The sequence below is a fragment of the Rhodobium gokarnense genome, assembly GCF_025961475.1.
Lineage (GTDB): Bacteria > Pseudomonadota > Alphaproteobacteria > Rhizobiales > Rhodobiaceae > Rhodobium > Rhodobium gokarnense.
The window spans coordinates 51946-66904 of the sequence record NZ_JAOQNS010000010.1 but is presented as its reverse complement, the minus strand read 5'-3'; the positions used below and the strand labels follow the sequence as shown (position 1 = coordinate 66904).

The following is a 14959-nucleotide window of genomic DNA, read 5'->3' as shown; positions in this document are numbered from 1 at the left end:
GTCTTTTTGTTATGTGAGTTGTTGTTGTGTCGGTTCTTGTTGTCTGGCTTTTTTCGGGTCGAGGCAGAGAATGGCCTCAGGTTTTCTTCCGGGTCATCAGGAAAAAGGCTGTCACGATGACCACGGAGAAAGCAAGGAAGACGGTGGCGATGGCGTTGATTTCCGGCGTCACCACCCGCCGGAGCTGACCCAGCATGTAGGTCGGCAGCGTGTCCTGGCCGCCGGATTTGACGAATTCGGTAATGACGACGTCGTCGAGCGAGATGACGAAGGCGAGCATGAAGCCGGCGATGATGCCGGGGCGCAGCAGCGGCAGGGTGATGTAGCGGAACGCCTTCCAGGGCGTCGCGTAAAGGTCGGCCGCCGCCACTTCCAGCGACAGGTCCATGCTCTCCAGTCGCGCCCGGATCGGCAGATAGGCAAACGGCACGCAGAACGCCGTGTGGGCCGCGATCAGATAGCCGAGGCCCGAATAGTCGGTCCACACCTTGATCCGCGAAAAGACGATCAAAAGCGCGACGGCGGTGACGATCTCCGGGATCATCAGCGGCTGGTTGATCAGCGCATAGGTAAGGGTCTGACCGCGATAGGGGCGCGTGCGGGTCGTTGCCAGCGCCGCCATGGTCGCCGCGCTGGTGGCAAGGACGGCGGCGCACACGGCGATGATCACCGAGCGGATCGTCGCGTCCTGGACCGTATCGTTCTGCCAGGCGGAGACGAACCAGCGCAGCGAGAAACCCTCCCACAGGGCGAGGGAATCGCCCGCGTTGAAGGCATAGACCACGAGCAGCGCCATCGGCAGGTAGAGCGCGAAGAAGCTGAACATCGCCACGAAGGCGAATCCCGGCTGCCGCCGGACGTCGAAATGCCGCTTACCTGCCACGGTCGTCGCCTCCCGCCCGCGCGGTGGCGCGCACATAGATGAGGAGCGCGACCATGACGACGACCATCAGCGTGATCGAGATCGCCGCGCCGAGCGGCCAGTTGTTGCCCTTGCCGAACTGCAGGCCGATCAGGTTGCCGAGCATCATGTTCTTGCCGCCGCCCAGCACCCGCGGCGTCACATAGGCGCCGAGCGAGGGAATGAAGACGAGGATCGATCCGGCGATGATGCCGGGCTTGGTCAGCGGCAGGATGATCCGCCTCAGCACCTTGAACCGGTTCGCATAGAGGTCATAGGCCGCCTCCACGAGGCGGAAGTCGAGCTTTTCCATGCTCGCATAGAGCGGCAGCACCATCAGCGGCAGGTAGACATAGGTCATGCCGAAGAGGACCGCCCAGTCGGTGTACATGATCTGGATCGGCTCCGAGATCATGCCGAGCCGCATCGCGACGGTGTTGATGACGCCCTCGTTGCGGATCACCTCCTGCATGGCGAAGGTGCGGATGAGAAGGTTGGTCCAGAACGGGATGGTCACCAGGAAGACCCAGATCTCCCGGGTCTTGCGCGGCCGCGTGGCGATGAAATAGGCCGTCGGAAAGCCGAGCACGAGCGTCAGCGCGGTGGTGATGATGGACAGCCGCACCGAGCGCCAGAAGATCGACAGATGGGCGTCGGCAAATCCGAGCTCACCGGTGAAGATATCGTGCTGGAAGAAAACGTTGGCCCAGCCGTCGAAGGAGAAGGTCCACGGCTTGACGCCCCCATAGTCGCCCTTTTCCAGGACCGAGAAGGCCAGCATGACGAAGAGCGGCCCGAACGAGGCCAGGAAGATGATGACGAGCGCCGGCGCCGACAGCAGCCAGCGCCGCATCGTTCCCCGCCGGATCGCTGCCTGTTCGACCTCGTGCGGCTGCATCGGTCAGTCCTTCAGGGCCTGGGCCGCGTCGGCGTGGAGCCTGACGCCGACCTTTTCGCCGATGGAAAAGCCCGATCCCTCGCCCGGCGTGTTCTGCTGGCGGACGATGAACGGAACGCCGTTGTCGAGCGTCATGTGGAAATGCGTGTCGGTGCCGAAATAGACGATGTTCTTCAGGACGCCGGCAAGGTCCGCCGGCCCGTCGCCGGGCACCAGGTCGGCATGCTCCGGCCTGACCGCGACGGTCGTGCGGCCCGCATGGAGGGCAGCGTCCGGGGCCGTCGCCTTGACAGTGGCGCCGGCATCGAGCCGAACCTCGAGCAGGTGATCGCCGACGACCTTTGCCTCGCCTTCCAGGAAATTGGTCTCGCCGATGAAGTCGGCGACGAACCGCTCGGTCGGCCGGTCGTAGATCTCGCGCGGGCTGCCGACCTGCAGGATGCGCCCCGCCGACATCACGGCGATGCGGTCGGACATGGTCAGCGCCTCTTCCTGGTCGTGGGTGACGAACACGAAGGTGATGCCGGTCTCGCCCTGCAGCCGTTTCAATTCGATCTGCATTTCCTTGCGCAGTTTGAAATCAAGCGCCGACAGCGGCTCGTCGAGCAGCAGCACCCTGGGGTTCGGCGCAAGGGCGCGGGCAAGGGCCACGCGCTGCTGCTGGCCGCCGGAGATCTGGTCGGTCAGCCGGTCGGCCATCGGCTCCATCTTGACCAGCGCCAGCATGCGCTCGACCGTCGAAGCGATCTTTGCGGCCGGCCAGCCGAGCATCTCCAGCCCGAAGCTGATGTTCTTGGCGACCGTCAGATGCGGGAACAGCGCGTAGCTCTGGAACACCGTGTTCACCGGCCGCCGGTACGGCGGCAGCGCGGCGATATCCTCGCCGTCGAGCAGGATCTGTCCCTCGGTCGGAAACTCGAACCCGGCGATCAGCCGCAGCAAGGTCGTCTTGCCGCAGCCCGACGGGCCGAGAAGGGTGAAGAACTCGTTCTGGCGGATGCTGGCCGAGACCCTGTCGAGGGCCCGAAAGCCGCTGTCCGCTGCACCAAATACCTTCGTTACGCCGAGGACATCGATCGCAACGTTGTTCCCCCGCGTATCGCCGGTCACTTTGTATACGCCCTCACAACGCGGCGCTGCCGGGAGCCCTTTGAACCGGTCCGGGAACGCCAATCGGCGAAAACTCTATTCAATGGAATCCTGCTTCACAAGCCTGTATGCAAGGCAGGCTTGCATCTTTTTTGAGCGGGAAAACCCAGTGCAGAAAGCAGATATTATTGTTGAAAACGGTGCGGTGCGGACAATGGACCCGGCCCGGCCCGGCGCCCAATCCTTAGCCATTTCCGGCGACAGGATCCTCGCGGTCGGCACCCACGACGACGTCGCCGCCTGCCGCGGCGAAGGGACCCGGATCGTCGATGCGGGCGGGGCGTCGGTGCTGCCCGGCTTCATTGAAAGCCACATGCATATCTTCCCCGGCGGCGCCCAGCTCGACCGGCTGTCGCTGGCCGGACTGCCGGACCCCGAGGCGGTCGCCAGGGCCGTCCGCGAGCGCGCCGCCACCGAGCCCGGCGATGGCCTGATCCTCGCCGAACAGGCCCACTATGCGACCCTCGGCGACGGCGTCGCGATGACCCGCCACCTGCTGGACAGGATCCTGCCCGACCGCCCGCTCGCGCTCTATGCCGGCGACCACCACACCATGTGGGCGAACACCGCCGCGCTGAAGGCCGCCGGCCTGCTGGAGGGCGCCGAAACGCCCGCCGGCTGCGAGGTGGTGATGGGCGACGACGGCCTTGCCGGCGGCGAGCTGCGCGAGTTCGAGGCCTTCAGCCCGGTCCTCGCCATGACCGCCAATGGCGGACGCGACGGCAACGGCCTCGCCAACGGCCGCGCCCTGCCGAAGGAGCCGAGCGCCGAGGAGCGCGCCCGCGACCGGGTGACCATCGAGGCCGGGCTCGCCTATTGCGCCTCGCTCGGCATCACCTCGTTCCACAACATGGACGCCGATCCGCACCAGCTCGACATCCTCGGCGAGATCGACCGCGATGGAAAAATGCCGTGCCGGGCCTACATGCCGCTCCGCATGCTGCCGGGCCATCCGCTGTCCGACTTCCAGACGGCCGTCGCCGACCGCCAGCGCTATGCCAGCGCCCACCTCAAATGCGGCTTCGTCAAGATGTTCATGGACGGCGTCATCGAGGCGACCACGGCCTATATGCTCGACGACTATGGCGGCAAGGCCGGCATGCGCGGCGCGCCGCTGTTCGAGACGGAAGAGTTCGAGGCCTTCTGCATCGAGGCCGACCGCCTCGGCCTCCAGATCGCCGTCCACGCGATCGGCGATGCTGCCGTGCGCCGCACCCTCGACGGCTACGCCGCAGCCAGGAAGGCCAACGGCGCCCGCGACAGCCGCCACCGCATCGAGCACATCGAGACGCTCGATCCCGCCGACCTGCCGCGGTTCAAGGAGCTCGGCGTCGTCGCCTCCATGCAGCCGACCCACGCGCCGGGCGCCTATTTCCCGTTCGAGCCCTCCGCCTCGCTGATCGGCCGCAAACGCCTCGGCCTTGCCTTTGCCTGGCAGCAACTGCGCGAGGCCGGCGCCCGGCTCTGCTTTGCCAGCGACTGGCCGGTGGCCCCGCTCGACCCGCTGATGGGCATCAAGACGGCGCTGACCCGCAAGCCCGCCTTCGACGGCGCGCCGGACGAACGCCAGAGCCTCGACGATACGCTTGCCGCCTTCACCCGCGACGGTGCCTGGGTGGAGTTCGCCGAACAGGACAAGGGCATGCTGCGCCAGGGCATGCTCGCCGACGTCGTGCTGCTGACCGGCGATATCGACAAGACGCCGGCCGAGGAGGCCGACGGCCTCGCCGTCGCCATGACGCTCTGCGGCGGCAAGGTCACCTATGCGCGCTGACTGGCGCGATCCGGCTAGAGGCAGGCGGTCTCGGAGGCCGCCTCGCCACCAGCCTTCGCGGCTGCGCCGCAGCTCTCGCGGATGATCAGCTCGGCGTCCATGACCATGCGCACCGGAGGGCTGGCGCGGTCGCCGGCAATCCGGTTGAAGAGCAGGCGCACGGCCGCACAGCCGATCTCGTAGCTGGGTTGTGCGACGACCGTCAGGTGCGGGTGGAAGGCGGTCGTCCAGGGAAAGTCGTCGAAGCCGACGACGGCGACATCGTCCGGGCAGGCAAGCCCCAGATCGGCAATCGCCTGCATCATGCCGAGGGTCATGAAGTTGTTGGTGCAAAAGACCGCATCTGGCCGCGGCGAGGCCGTCAGGAGCGACAGGCCCTCGCGGTGCGCGTCCTCGACGCTGGACCGGCTGGTGCGGACATGGGCCGGATCGAACGTCATCCCCGCTTCCCGCAGCGCATCCTTGTAGCCCTCCACGCGGTCGACGATGCTGTCGGCATCGAGCTTGGCATGGGCGAGCGCGACGCGCCGTCGGCCGAGGGAGAGCACATGGGAGACGATGGCGTGGGCGGCCTCCCGGTTGTTGACCCGGACGGAATCGACCTCCACACCCTCCAGCACCCGGTCGACGAAGACGATCGGCACGCCGAAATCGATGGTGTCGCGGAATGCCTGCTCGTTGCCGCCGGCCGGCGCCACAATCAGGCCCTCGACGCGTTTTTCCTGCAGCACGTCGAGATAGAGCCGCTCCTTCTCAGGGTCTTCATCGGTGTTGCAGAGGATGAAGTAGTGGCCGTCGTTCCTTGCGTAGATCGTGTCCTCGATGCCCCGCACCAGATCGGAGAAGTAGGGGTTGGTGATGTCGGAGATCATCACGCCGATCGTGCCGGTCTTGTTACGGCGCAGGCTGCGGGCGATGCCGTCTCGCCGGTAGTTGAGATCGCGGATCGCTTTCAGGACGCGCTTGCGCGTATCTTCGGCCACGAACCGCGAGCCGTTGATAACGTGCGACACCGTCGCAACCGATACGCCGGCGGCCTTCGCAACATCGCGGATTGTAGCCATCTACAAGCAGACCTTCTCAAAAAGCTTCGAACCGGAAACCGGCACGCACCGAAAATCGATGCGGTTCAAAAGCGGCGGACACAAGGCTTGCGGAGCATCAGGCCCGCCGAAACGCCAAGCATAGGCGATGGGGCGCCAAAAGGCATATCGCCGGGCGCCGGAAAGGCCGGCTTTTCAACAGGCAGGCGCGGGCGGCATGTGCCGCCTCGCCCGCCCGTCCCCTCACCCCCTCAGCCGATCCGGGCGTATTGCTGCTCGACATAGGAAAGATTGTGCCTGGCGAGCCCGAGCAGGTCGCCGGGCAGGTCGTTGGCCTCGACCGTCACCTGGATCTCGTCGAGGCGCGGCGCCAGCACATCGAAGAAGGCATCGAAATCGACACCGCCCTTGCCGAGGATCTGGAAATCGTCGTCATAATCCTTGACGTGCACATAGGACAGGCGATCGAGATAGGTCTTGGCAACGCGGACAGGATCGCCGCCGGCGGCATAGATGTGCGCCGTGTCGATGCACAGATTGATGCCGGTCAGCTTCATGATCCGCGCGATCTCTTCCTCGGTCTGGATCAGCGAGTCCAGATGGTGATGGAAGCTTGCGATCAGCCCGTTGGCGCGCGCCAGCTTGTCGAACCGGTCGAGCCCCCGCGCCAGCCGGTCGAAATCGGTGTCCCGGATGCCGTCATGCCGGAGCGCCCCGCCGCCCACATTGATGTACGGCGCCCCGAACATCTTGGCGAACTCGACGGCGAGATTCATCTTGTAGAATTCCTCTTCCAGGATTTCCTCGTAGATGAAGTTCGCGGCCGTATAGACACCGATCAGCTTGAGGCCGTATTTGGCCAGCATGCCGCGGAACTTGTCCGGATCGTCGCGGTATTTGGAGAGGTTGCCGTCGAACATCTCGATGCATTTGAAGCCGGCACCGGAGATGTCGCGCATCGCGTCTTCGTCGGACCCCGTCGAGATGTAGAACAGGTCCTTAATCGACGGCACGCCGACGTGATATCCCGCGCACAGGCCCCAAGCGTTCGTCATATATCCAACATCGGCCATCTTCAGCTCCCTTTGAATTCGCTGCGCCCGGAGGCCCGCCGCAGGTGTCGCGACCGGCCCGCGCAACCCCGTTGAAATCAGCGCTTGCGCGCGCTCAGTCCGAGTGCGGCCGCCAGAATGACGATCATGCCGCGGACGATGATCTGCTGGCTGACGCTCAGCCCCAGGATGATCAGCCCGTTGTTGATCACCCCGATCAGTAGCGAGCCGACGACCGCCCCGACGACCCGCGCCGTGCCGCCGTAAAGATTGGTGCCGCCGAGCACGACCGCGGCGATGACGGTGAGTTCGTCGCCCTCGCCGAAGGTGAAGCGGCCGGCCTGCATGCGACCGGCATAGAGGATGCCGGCGAACGCTGCCGCCGCTCCCGTCAGGCACATCGCCAGCATCTTCACGCGTTCCACGTTGATGCCGCTGTAGCGCGCGCCCGTCTCGTTGCCGCCGACGGCCAGGATCTTCTTGCCGAAGGGAGTCTGGTGCATGACGAAGACGCCGGCGATCAGCACCACCGCCGTCCAGATCAGGAGGATCGGGATGCCCGCCACCGTGCCGAGGCCGAAGATGACGTTGTAGTCCTTGTCCATGATGGGGACGGCCATCGTGTTGGTGATCCACATCGCCAGTCCCTTGGCGATGCCCATCATGCCCAATGTCACAAGGAAGGCGGGCACCCCGACCTTGGTCGCCAGGATGCCGTTGGTGCCGCCGATCAGGACGCCGACGAAAAGGCCGACCAGGACCGAGAGGATGACGCTGTCGGTTTCCCTGAGACACAGCGCGACCACCAGGGAACTGAGCGCTGCGATGGATCCGACCGACAGGTCGATCTGTCCGCTGGCGATCACGAAGGTCATCGCCACCGCCATGATCGAGATGATCGCCGTCTGGCGCGCAATGTTCAGGATGTTGACGACCGACAGAAACCGGTCACCCAGCGTAAAGGCGAAAAATATGACGACGATGACAAAGGCGAAATAGACGATATTCTCCTGAATATTGATCTTGGACGCGCCCCGGATCAGCCGTTCCATGTGATTACCCTTGTATGGCATGCTGGATTTCCTCCTCGGACTGAATGGCCTCTCGTTTCAGGCTTCGGACCACCCGGCCGTCGTTCAGCACAAGTATTCGGTCGCAGACGGCAAGGAGTTCCGCGATCTCCGAGGAGACGAGAATGGCGCTCGTGCCGGTCGACGACAGTTGTCTGACGAAGTTGATGATTTCCGCCTTCGACGCGATGTCGACGCCGGCGGTCGGCTCATTCAGGAGCAGGATGTCGGGATGGGTGTTCAGCCATTTCGACAGCAGCACCTTCTGCTGGTTGCCGCCGGACAGCATCCCGACGATCGTATCGATGGAGCCGGTCTTGATCGAATGCTCCGCAACGCTTTCTTCGACGATCTCGGTCGCCTTCCTGTTCTGAAGGAGCCCGTTCCTCGTCACCTTCTTGAGGCTGGCGATCAGGATGTTGTCCTTGACGCTGTGGATGAGGGCGAGGCCCTTGCGGCGCCGGTCTTCGGGCACGAGGGCGATGTTTTCCCCGATCGCATCCTGGATGCTGGCGATGCGGACGTCCTTGCCCTTGATCCTGAGCCGTCCGCCCGCGGCCTGCCGGAGGCCGAAGAGGATTTCCAGGAGCTCGGTGCGCCCGCTGCCGATCAGGCCGGCAATGCCGAGGACCTCGCCCGCGTTCAGCGAGAAGCTGACGTCTGAGAGAATTTTGCCGGAAAGGTGTTCGACCTCCAGCCGGACCTCGTCGCCGACGGGCACCTCTCGCGGCGTCCATTCGAAATTGCGTTCCGCCGCCTTGCCGATCATGGCGTCGATGACGGCGCCGATGTCGAGGTCTTCGGTTCGGGCCGTCATCACCTTGCGGCCGTCTTTCAGGACCGTGATCCGGTCGGAGATCTCGAAGATCTCCTTCATGCGGTGGGAAATGTAGACGATCGACACGCCGCGTGATTTCAGCAGGCGGATCAGCTCGAAGAGCTTGTCCACCTCGCTGGAGGTGAGCGAGGCCGTCGGCTCGTCGAACACCAGGATCGAGGCCTGGGCCGACAGCGCCTTGGCAATCTCCACGAGCTGGCAATATCCGACGCTGAGGTCGACGATCTTCTGGTGCGGCTCCAGGTCGATCCCGAGCTCCTTCAGCAGCTCTTCGGTCTTGGAGACGATCAGCGCCTTGTCGATCGTTCCCCGGCGCATGGGCTCGTAGTTGAGGAAGATGTTTTCCGCCACCGTCAGGTAAGGAATGAGGCTGAGTTCCTGATAGACCATGCGGATGCCGTTCCTCATGGCATCGGTCGGATTGCGGATCTTGCCCACCTTGCCGGCCACCTTGATGGTCCCGGCGTCGGCCTGGTAGACGCCGGTCAGGATCTTCATGAGGGTCGATTTTCCGGCGCCGTTGCCGCCGACCAGGGCATGGACCTCGCCTTCGACGAGGTCGAAATCCACGTCGTCCAGCGCCTTGACGCCGCCGAACGCCTTGCTCATGCCCTCAAGCTCTAGCGTTTGATGTGTCACCGATACCACCGCCTGAAATCTGTTGGCCGTCCGGTCCGGATGCGCGGGCGGTGAAAAGGCCCGCGCATCCGGTTTGCGACTTGCCTTCTCGCGAAGGCTATTTCATCAGCTCGGCGATATTGTCCGGTGCCGGCTCGTGATAGGCCTCTTCCCAGGCCTTGAGGAGATTGGCCCGGACCACCGGCAGCGGCGGCACGGCGACGAACTCGGGCGCCTTCTTGTCGATCAGCGCATAGGCCGCCGTCGTGGCGATGGCGACGCCCTGGTCATAGGGACGCTGCGCGCCGAGACCCTTGATCATCCCGTCTTCGGCGATGATGCGGGCCGCATTGGCGCCGAGGTCGATCGTGGTGACGATGAGATCGCCGCGCCCGGCCGACTTGGCCGCCGCGATGGTGCCTTCGGCCGGGATATCCCAGACCGCAAAGATGCCGTCGATCTGCGGATGGTTGACCAGGATGCCGTCGACGACTTCGGTGACCCTGTTCTGGTCGGTGAAGCCGCCCTCGGCGACCACCTTGATGTTCGGATATTTCTCGGCGATCCGGTCCTTGAAGCCTTCGGCCCGCTGGTCGGTCACCCAGAAGTTGGCGTCGAAGAAGACGACGCCGACCTCGCCTTCACCGCCGATGGCCTCGGCCATGATGTCGGCGGCGGCAACGCCGTTGCCGTAGTTGTCGGCCGCGATGCAGCTCACATAGTCCTTGCCGGCGACCATGCCATGGGCGATGTTTTCGACGAAGACGAGCTTGGCGCCCTGTTCCGCCGCGGCACGGTAGCTCGCGGCCGTGGAGATCGGATCGATCGGCGTGCTGAGCAGCAGGTCGGGCTGCAGCGCCATCAGGCTTTCGATGTTGCTGACCTGGGTTTCGACCTTCATCTGCGCGTCGGTGACGCCGACCAGCTCGACCCCCAATTCATTGAAGGTATCCTTGATCGCGGCCAGTTCGGTCGTGGTCATTTCGTTGGAGAGCATGTGGAAGGCAAAGGCCACCTTGAACTTGCCGTCCTTCAGCTTCTGCCGGTCCTCGGCGGTCAGTTCGAGCGACATCGCGGATGCCGCCGGCTCGCCGTTCGGCCCGGTGCTCTTCAGGTCTTCCGTGGAATAGGCCGGGACAGAGAGTTCCTTGGCGAGCGGGCTCTGGGCCGCCATCGCCGATGCAAACAGAACGCACGCTGTAACTGCTAGATATTTTCTCATCTTGGCACCTCCTTTGAATGTTGTTCCCCGCCTGGTTTTTGTTGCGACGGGATTTATTGCGGAGCCGAACGGTTCGGCTCCTTCTTCGCCCCCTTTTCCATCGTCACCCCACGAGGGGCTTCAGATATTCGTAGGCGCTACGCGCCACGTAGTCGGGATCCACGTCCCGCCTGTTGAAGCCGATCTCCATGGTGACGTAGCCCTTGAAGTCGATGTCCTTCAGCGCAGCGACCAGCGCCTCGTAGTCGACCTTGCCGGATGCGCTCGGCGCGTTCCGGTTGACGTCCGACAGGTGGATGTGGTGCAGGTCCGCGCCCATCCTGTAGGCGTAGTCGGTCGGCACCTCGCTGCGGTAGAGCACATGGATGGTGTCGAACATCAGCTTGACGTTCGCCGCCCCGACCTCGCGCATCATGCGGATCGCGTCGTCGCAGGATTCCACCAGATTGCTGTCCATGGACGTCGGCTCGATGGCGACCGTCACGCCCATGTCCGCTGCCCTTGCCGCGATCGTCGTCAGCGCCTCGCGGCTCCAATCCCAGGCCTCGTCCGTGGTCGTGCCGAAGACCTGCCAGCCGGCGACGTAAAGAAGGGTCTTGCCGCCGAGATCGGCGCAGAGCCTCGCCACCTTCACATACTGGTCGATGGCGTTGGCGCGTTCCGCTTCCAGCGGCGAGGAGACGTTGAAGCCGGGTCCGCCACCGGGCGCCGGCAGCATGCTGGAGCAGGCGATGCCGTTGTCGTCGAGCACCGCCTTGATCTCCCGGCGCCGGTCGGCGTCGATATAGTCGGGATAGGCATGCGGCGCAGCGGCGCCGATCTCAATGCCGTCATAGCCGATCCTGGCGAGCCGCCGGATCGTCTCGTCGAGCGGATAGGACGGCACCCAGACCGGAAAGCTGGAATAGACCCAGGTATTGAACGACAGTTTCATTTTCGTTGTCCTCCCATGCGGCGCCCTAGAGCGTTTCGGCCAGCTGATAGGCCTCCAGGATGTTGCTCTGGATCAGCCGTGGCGCGACGCAGTCGCCGACCCGTTCAATGCGGACGGACTTGAACGCCTGGTGTTTTTTCAGTGCGACATAGAGATCGTCCCGCGATCTTCGGCCGATCACCGGCACGACCCAGTCGACCTCTTCGATGGTGCCCTCGTTTCCGGGAATGAGCAGGTACTGGCCCCAGCCGATCGCATCCTCGGAGGAAAACACCTGCGCGGTGCGGACCCGGCCGGGTTCGATGGCGGTAACGACCGTCGAGGTGACGAGGGAAAGGCCCTTGATGGCCGCCCGGCGGAAGAACAGCGTGCGCGTCCCGTCCTCAAGCTCGGACCCGACGACCTCATAGGACGCCACCACGGTTACCCGGCAGCCATTGTCGGCGAGGAACTCGGCCGTGCCGGCAGCCTCCCAATGCCCGTTGCCGTCGATGACCACCACATGGCCGGAAAGCGCGACGTCGCCGGACAGCACGCGGTCGACGGAGACGACATGGCCGAGATCCAGACCCGGCGTGTCCGGCAGGACCTGCCGTCCCGCGACCTCCGCCGCGTACGGCGCTCCGTTGCGTCCCGGAAGATTGGTCTCCGAGCCGGTGGCGACGACGATGGTGTCGCAGCCGAGGTCGGCCAGGGCCTCCGGCGTTGCCTCGAAGCGCCGCCGGACATCGACACCGAGATCGCCGAGCACGGCTTCCAGATGGCTCGTCACCTCGCCGATATCCTCGTGCTCCGGCTGCTTCATCGCGAGCCGGACAAGGCCGCCCAGCGTGCCGTCCCGTTCCAGGAGCACCACCTCATGCCCGCGCCGCGCGGCGATCTCGGCCACCTTCATGCCGGCTGGTCCACCGCCGACGACGGCGATCCGGTGCTTCTCGGAGGCGGGAGCGAGGTCGCGATCGTTGAGCGTTGCCTCGCGCCCGGCGCTCGGGTTCTGGATGCAGCGGATGCCCTTTTCCTGACCGACCTGGTGGATGCAGGCATCGTTGCAGGCAATGCAGATGCGGATCAGATGGCCGCGCCCGGTCCTGAGCTTTTCGACCGTCTCCGGGTCGGCCACCAGTTGCCGCGCCAGCCCGATCATGTCGGCATGGCCGTCGCGGATCATCGCCTCGCCGCGCGAGGGCGGCGTGATGCGCCCGAACGCGACCACCGGCAGCTTCGTCGCCTGCTTCAGGGCAACGTTCAACCGGTCGAATTCTTCCGAGGCGACGGCAGCCGGCGGGATTTCCATCCAATAGCTGGAAAACGATCCGGCATCGGCGTTGAAATAGTCGACGAGCCCGGTCGCCTCCAGCGCGGCGACCATCCGGAGGCCGTATTCCAGGTCGTAGCCGAACGGCGTGAACTCATCGAGGCAGATGCGCACGCCGAGCGGCACCGACGGGCCGGTCGCGGCCTTGATCGCCTCCATGACCGCAATCGAAAGCCGCATGCGGTTCTCGAAGCTGCCGCCCCAGCGGTCGGTGCGGCGGTTGAAGTAGGGGGACGCGAAGGAGCGCAGGAGGCCGTCATGGGCGATCTTGATCTCGATGCCGTCGTGGCCGGCCGCCATGACGTTGCGCGCCGCCGCCGCGAAGCCGGCGATCACGGCGGCAATGTCGTCCTCGTCCACCGCCTTGGTGTTGAAGTGGCTCGACGGCTCCGGCATCTGCGTCGGCGCCCACATGATGTGGGGCGGGCGCATGAGCGACGTATGACCGCCATGGGTGAGCTGGCTAAAGATCTTGGCGCCGTGGCCGTGCACGGCCTCCGCGATCTCGGCAAGGCCGGGGATGACGGCGGGATCCCAGGCATTGAGGAACCGGTCCGACATCTTGCCCGTGGGGTGGATCGCCTGGCTTTCCATGACGATCAGTCCCACTCCCCCACGGGCCCGCTCGCGGTGATACGCGGTGAGCGCCGGCGACGGCATGCCCTCCAGGGTTCCAAGCGCGGTGAAATGGGGCTGGAACACGAAACGATTTCGTATCTCGACCGCCCCTAAGCGGAACGGACTGAACAAGAGGGGGAAACGTGTTGCCGGATCTGACATGTCGACCGGTGCCCGTTACCTCTCGTAGCGGCCGAAAGGCCCTACGTAATCGTTTCAATCACCTGACAACCGAAAGCCGCGCCTGTTCGTGATTGAGCGATGCCAAGATGCGTCAGGAGACGTCCGCACTCGTTCCGGAGTGGGCCGACCGCGCCATGGCGTCGAGGACGCGCATGTTGGCGACGGAGTCCTCCAGCGGCAGCGGCGCCGGCTTGCCGTCCAGGATCGCCTCGGAGAAAGCCTCCACCATCAGGCTGTACTGGTCGACCGCCGCAATGGTCTCCTCCTTGCGCGCGCCGTCGCCGTCGCACAGGATGACGAGGGTTTCCGGCACCCGGGTGTCCAGGCCCGGAATGATGCCGCGCGGCACCTCGATCGAGCCCTTGCTGCCGACGACCGTATAGGAACCCTGGGAGTTGCCGGAGAACGAGCAACTGACGATGCCCTTGCGGCCCTCCGCGAACTCCAGGATCGCGGCGAGGTTGGTGTCGACGCCGAAGCGCGGATCCACGTGCCAGCGCACGGTCGCGGTCAACGGCTCCTCGCCGAACACCATCCGGCAGACGCTGACGACGTAGCAGCCCATGTCGAGGAGGGCGCCGCCGCCGAGCTCCGGAATGAAGCGGACGTTGGAGGCATCCGGCGGGCTCATCATGTCGACGCACAGATGCGCGCGGACTTCCTGGATGTCGCCGATGGCGTCCTCGGCAATGAGCTGCTTGACCCGGGCATGCTGGGGATGGAAGCGGTACATGAACCCTTCCATCATCGGTCGCCCGACCTTCTTGGACTGTTCCAGGAGCTGGATCGCCTCGTCGGCGTTCATCGCCAGCGGCTTCTCGCAGAGCACCGCCTTGCCGGCGTCGAGCGCCTTGCCGGCCCATTCGGCGTGCAGGCTGTTCGGCAGCGGAATGTAGACCGCATCAATATCGGGATCGGCGATCAGCGCCTCGTAATCGAGCACGCGGATGCCCGGAAGACCGAGATCTTCCGGCTTCACCTCGTTGGGGCGGCGCGAGGCCACGGCGACGAGCGATGCGTTCTTTGCGGATTGAATGGCCGGTATCAGCGCCATCTTCGCGATACCGGCGAATCCGAGCACACCCCAGCGTACTGAACGGTCCATGTTACCCCCTCCCGTGGGTTTCCGCATGCTGAGCGGAGGGTCCGTGAATTTGTCCGTCATTGGCGACGTAAACGATTACGTCGACAGTAGAGGGGTGCCCTTATCGCGTCAACAGCAAAACGTTTTCGCCTCTGGAAAGGCCGGTTCGTACCGGAATCCGGGCAGGAAGTTGCGCCCGCACCCGCCGGAATCGGGCCGGCGTCCCGTTCCGCGCGGAAAAGCGGCGCACATCGACGGGC

12 protein-coding genes are annotated in these 14959 nt (G+C 64.8%); 1 reads left to right on the top strand and 11 read right to left on the bottom strand.

The annotated features are described in order from the left end of the window. Positions 1 to 76: 76 nt before the first annotated feature. The 3 genes from M2319_RS16660 to M2319_RS16650 are packed head-to-tail and all read right to left on the bottom strand — an operon-like array spanning position 77 to position 2909. Positions 77 to 826: an ABC transporter permease gene (locus M2319_RS16660; protein WP_264602713.1), complete on the bottom strand. Its 750-nt coding sequence runs from the start codon at positions 824 to 826 to the stop codon at positions 77 to 79. 46 nt (positions 827 to 872) lie between these two features. Further along, entirely contained in the window at positions 873 to 1799 is a 927-nt protein-coding gene (locus M2319_RS16655) for an ABC transporter permease (protein ID WP_264602592.1), read from the bottom strand. Between the two features lie 3 nt (positions 1800 to 1802). Then, positions 1803 to 2909 (bottom strand): ABC transporter ATP-binding protein, encoded by a 1107-nt coding sequence (locus M2319_RS16650; protein WP_264602591.1) that lies wholly within the window; start codon positions 2907 to 2909, stop codon positions 1803 to 1805. A gap of 193 nt (positions 2910 to 3102) precedes the next feature. Between M2319_RS16650 and M2319_RS16645 the strand changes: the two genes are divergently transcribed. Further along, positions 3103 to 4722, top strand: coding sequence for an amidohydrolase (locus tag M2319_RS16645; protein WP_264602590.1), 1620 nt, complete (start codon positions 3103 to 3105; stop codon positions 4720 to 4722). 14 nt (positions 4723 to 4736) lie between these two features. Here M2319_RS16645 and M2319_RS16640 read toward each other — a convergent pair whose 3' ends face one another. From M2319_RS16640 to M2319_RS16605, 8 genes are all read right to left on the bottom strand, one after another. Next, on the bottom strand, positions 4737 to 5786 hold the full coding sequence (locus tag M2319_RS16640; protein ID WP_264602589.1) for a LacI family DNA-binding transcriptional regulator: 1050 nt from the start codon (positions 5784 to 5786) through the stop codon (positions 4737 to 4739). A 230-nt stretch (positions 5787 to 6016) separates the two neighbouring features. Continuing rightward, positions 6017 to 6838 (bottom strand): sugar phosphate isomerase/epimerase family protein, encoded by an 822-nt coding sequence (locus M2319_RS16635; RefSeq protein ID WP_264602588.1) that lies wholly within the window; start codon positions 6836 to 6838, stop codon positions 6017 to 6019. Between the two features lie 77 nt (positions 6839 to 6915). After that, entirely contained in the window at positions 6916 to 7890 is a 975-nt protein-coding gene (locus M2319_RS16630) for an ABC transporter permease (protein ID WP_264602587.1), read from the bottom strand. Then, positions 7874 to 9334, bottom strand: coding sequence for a sugar ABC transporter ATP-binding protein (locus M2319_RS16625; RefSeq protein ID WP_264602586.1), 1461 nt, complete (start codon positions 9332 to 9334; stop codon positions 7874 to 7876). Before M2319_RS16625 ends, M2319_RS16630 begins: the two co-directional genes overlap by 17 nt. Positions 9335 to 9461: 127 nt before the next feature. Then, positions 9462 to 10565 (bottom strand): substrate-binding domain-containing protein, encoded by a 1104-nt coding sequence (locus M2319_RS16620; RefSeq protein ID WP_264602585.1) that lies wholly within the window; start codon positions 10563 to 10565, stop codon positions 9462 to 9464. Positions 10566 to 10668: 103 nt separating this feature from the next. After that, the gene (locus M2319_RS16615; RefSeq protein ID WP_264602584.1) at positions 10669 to 11499 is read right to left on the bottom strand and encodes a sugar phosphate isomerase/epimerase family protein; all 831 of its coding nucleotides are present in this window, start codon (positions 11497 to 11499) and stop codon (positions 10669 to 10671) included. Positions 11500 to 11524: 25 nt separating this feature from the next. Then, positions 11525 to 13594, bottom strand: coding sequence for an oxidoreductase (locus tag M2319_RS16610; protein WP_264602583.1), 2070 nt, complete (start codon positions 13592 to 13594; stop codon positions 11525 to 11527). A gap of 112 nt (positions 13595 to 13706) precedes the next feature. After that, on the bottom strand, positions 13707 to 14720 hold the full coding sequence (locus tag M2319_RS16605) for a Gfo/Idh/MocA family protein (RefSeq protein ID WP_264602582.1): 1014 nt from the start codon (positions 14718 to 14720) through the stop codon (positions 13707 to 13709). Positions 14721 to 14959: the final 239 nt, after the last annotated feature.

Excerpts from the sequence above, each read along its gene's own strand:
- M2319_RS16620 (WP_264602585.1), bottom strand. The coding sequence starts at position 10,565 with ATGAGAAAATATCTAGCAGTTACAGCGTGCGTTCTGTTTGCATCGGCG.
- M2319_RS16635 (WP_264602588.1), bottom strand. The coding sequence starts at position 6,838 with ATGGCCGATGTTGGATATATGACGAACGCTTGGGGCCTGTGCGCGGGA.
- M2319_RS16630 (WP_264602587.1), bottom strand. The coding sequence starts at position 7,890 with ATGCCATACAAGGGTAATCACATGGAACGGCTGATCCGGGGCGCGTCC.
- M2319_RS16660 (WP_264602713.1), bottom strand. The coding sequence starts at position 826 with ATGTTCAGCTTCTTCGCGCTCTACCTGCCGATGGCGCTGCTCGTGGTC.
- M2319_RS16625 (WP_264602586.1), bottom strand. The coding sequence starts at position 9,334 with ATGAGCAAGGCGTTCGGCGGCGTCAAGGCGCTGGACGACGTGGATTTC.
- M2319_RS16610 (WP_264602583.1), bottom strand. The coding sequence starts at position 13,594 with ATGTCAGATCCGGCAACACGTTTCCCCCTCTTGTTCAGTCCGTTCCGC.
- M2319_RS16640 (WP_264602589.1), bottom strand. The coding sequence starts at position 5,786 with ATGGCTACAATCCGCGATGTTGCGAAGGCCGCCGGCGTATCGGTTGCG.
- M2319_RS16655 (WP_264602592.1), bottom strand. The coding sequence starts at position 1,799 with ATGCAGCCGCACGAGGTCGAACAGGCAGCGATCCGGCGGGGAACGATG.
- M2319_RS16605 (WP_264602582.1), bottom strand. The coding sequence starts at position 14,720 with ATGGACCGTTCAGTACGCTGGGGTGTGCTCGGATTCGCCGGTATCGCG.
- M2319_RS16615 (WP_264602584.1), bottom strand. The coding sequence starts at position 11,499 with ATGAAACTGTCGTTCAATACCTGGGTCTATTCCAGCTTTCCGGTCTGG.
- M2319_RS16645 (WP_264602590.1), top strand. The coding sequence starts at position 3,103 with ATGGACCCGGCCCGGCCCGGCGCCCAATCCTTAGCCATTTCCGGCGAC.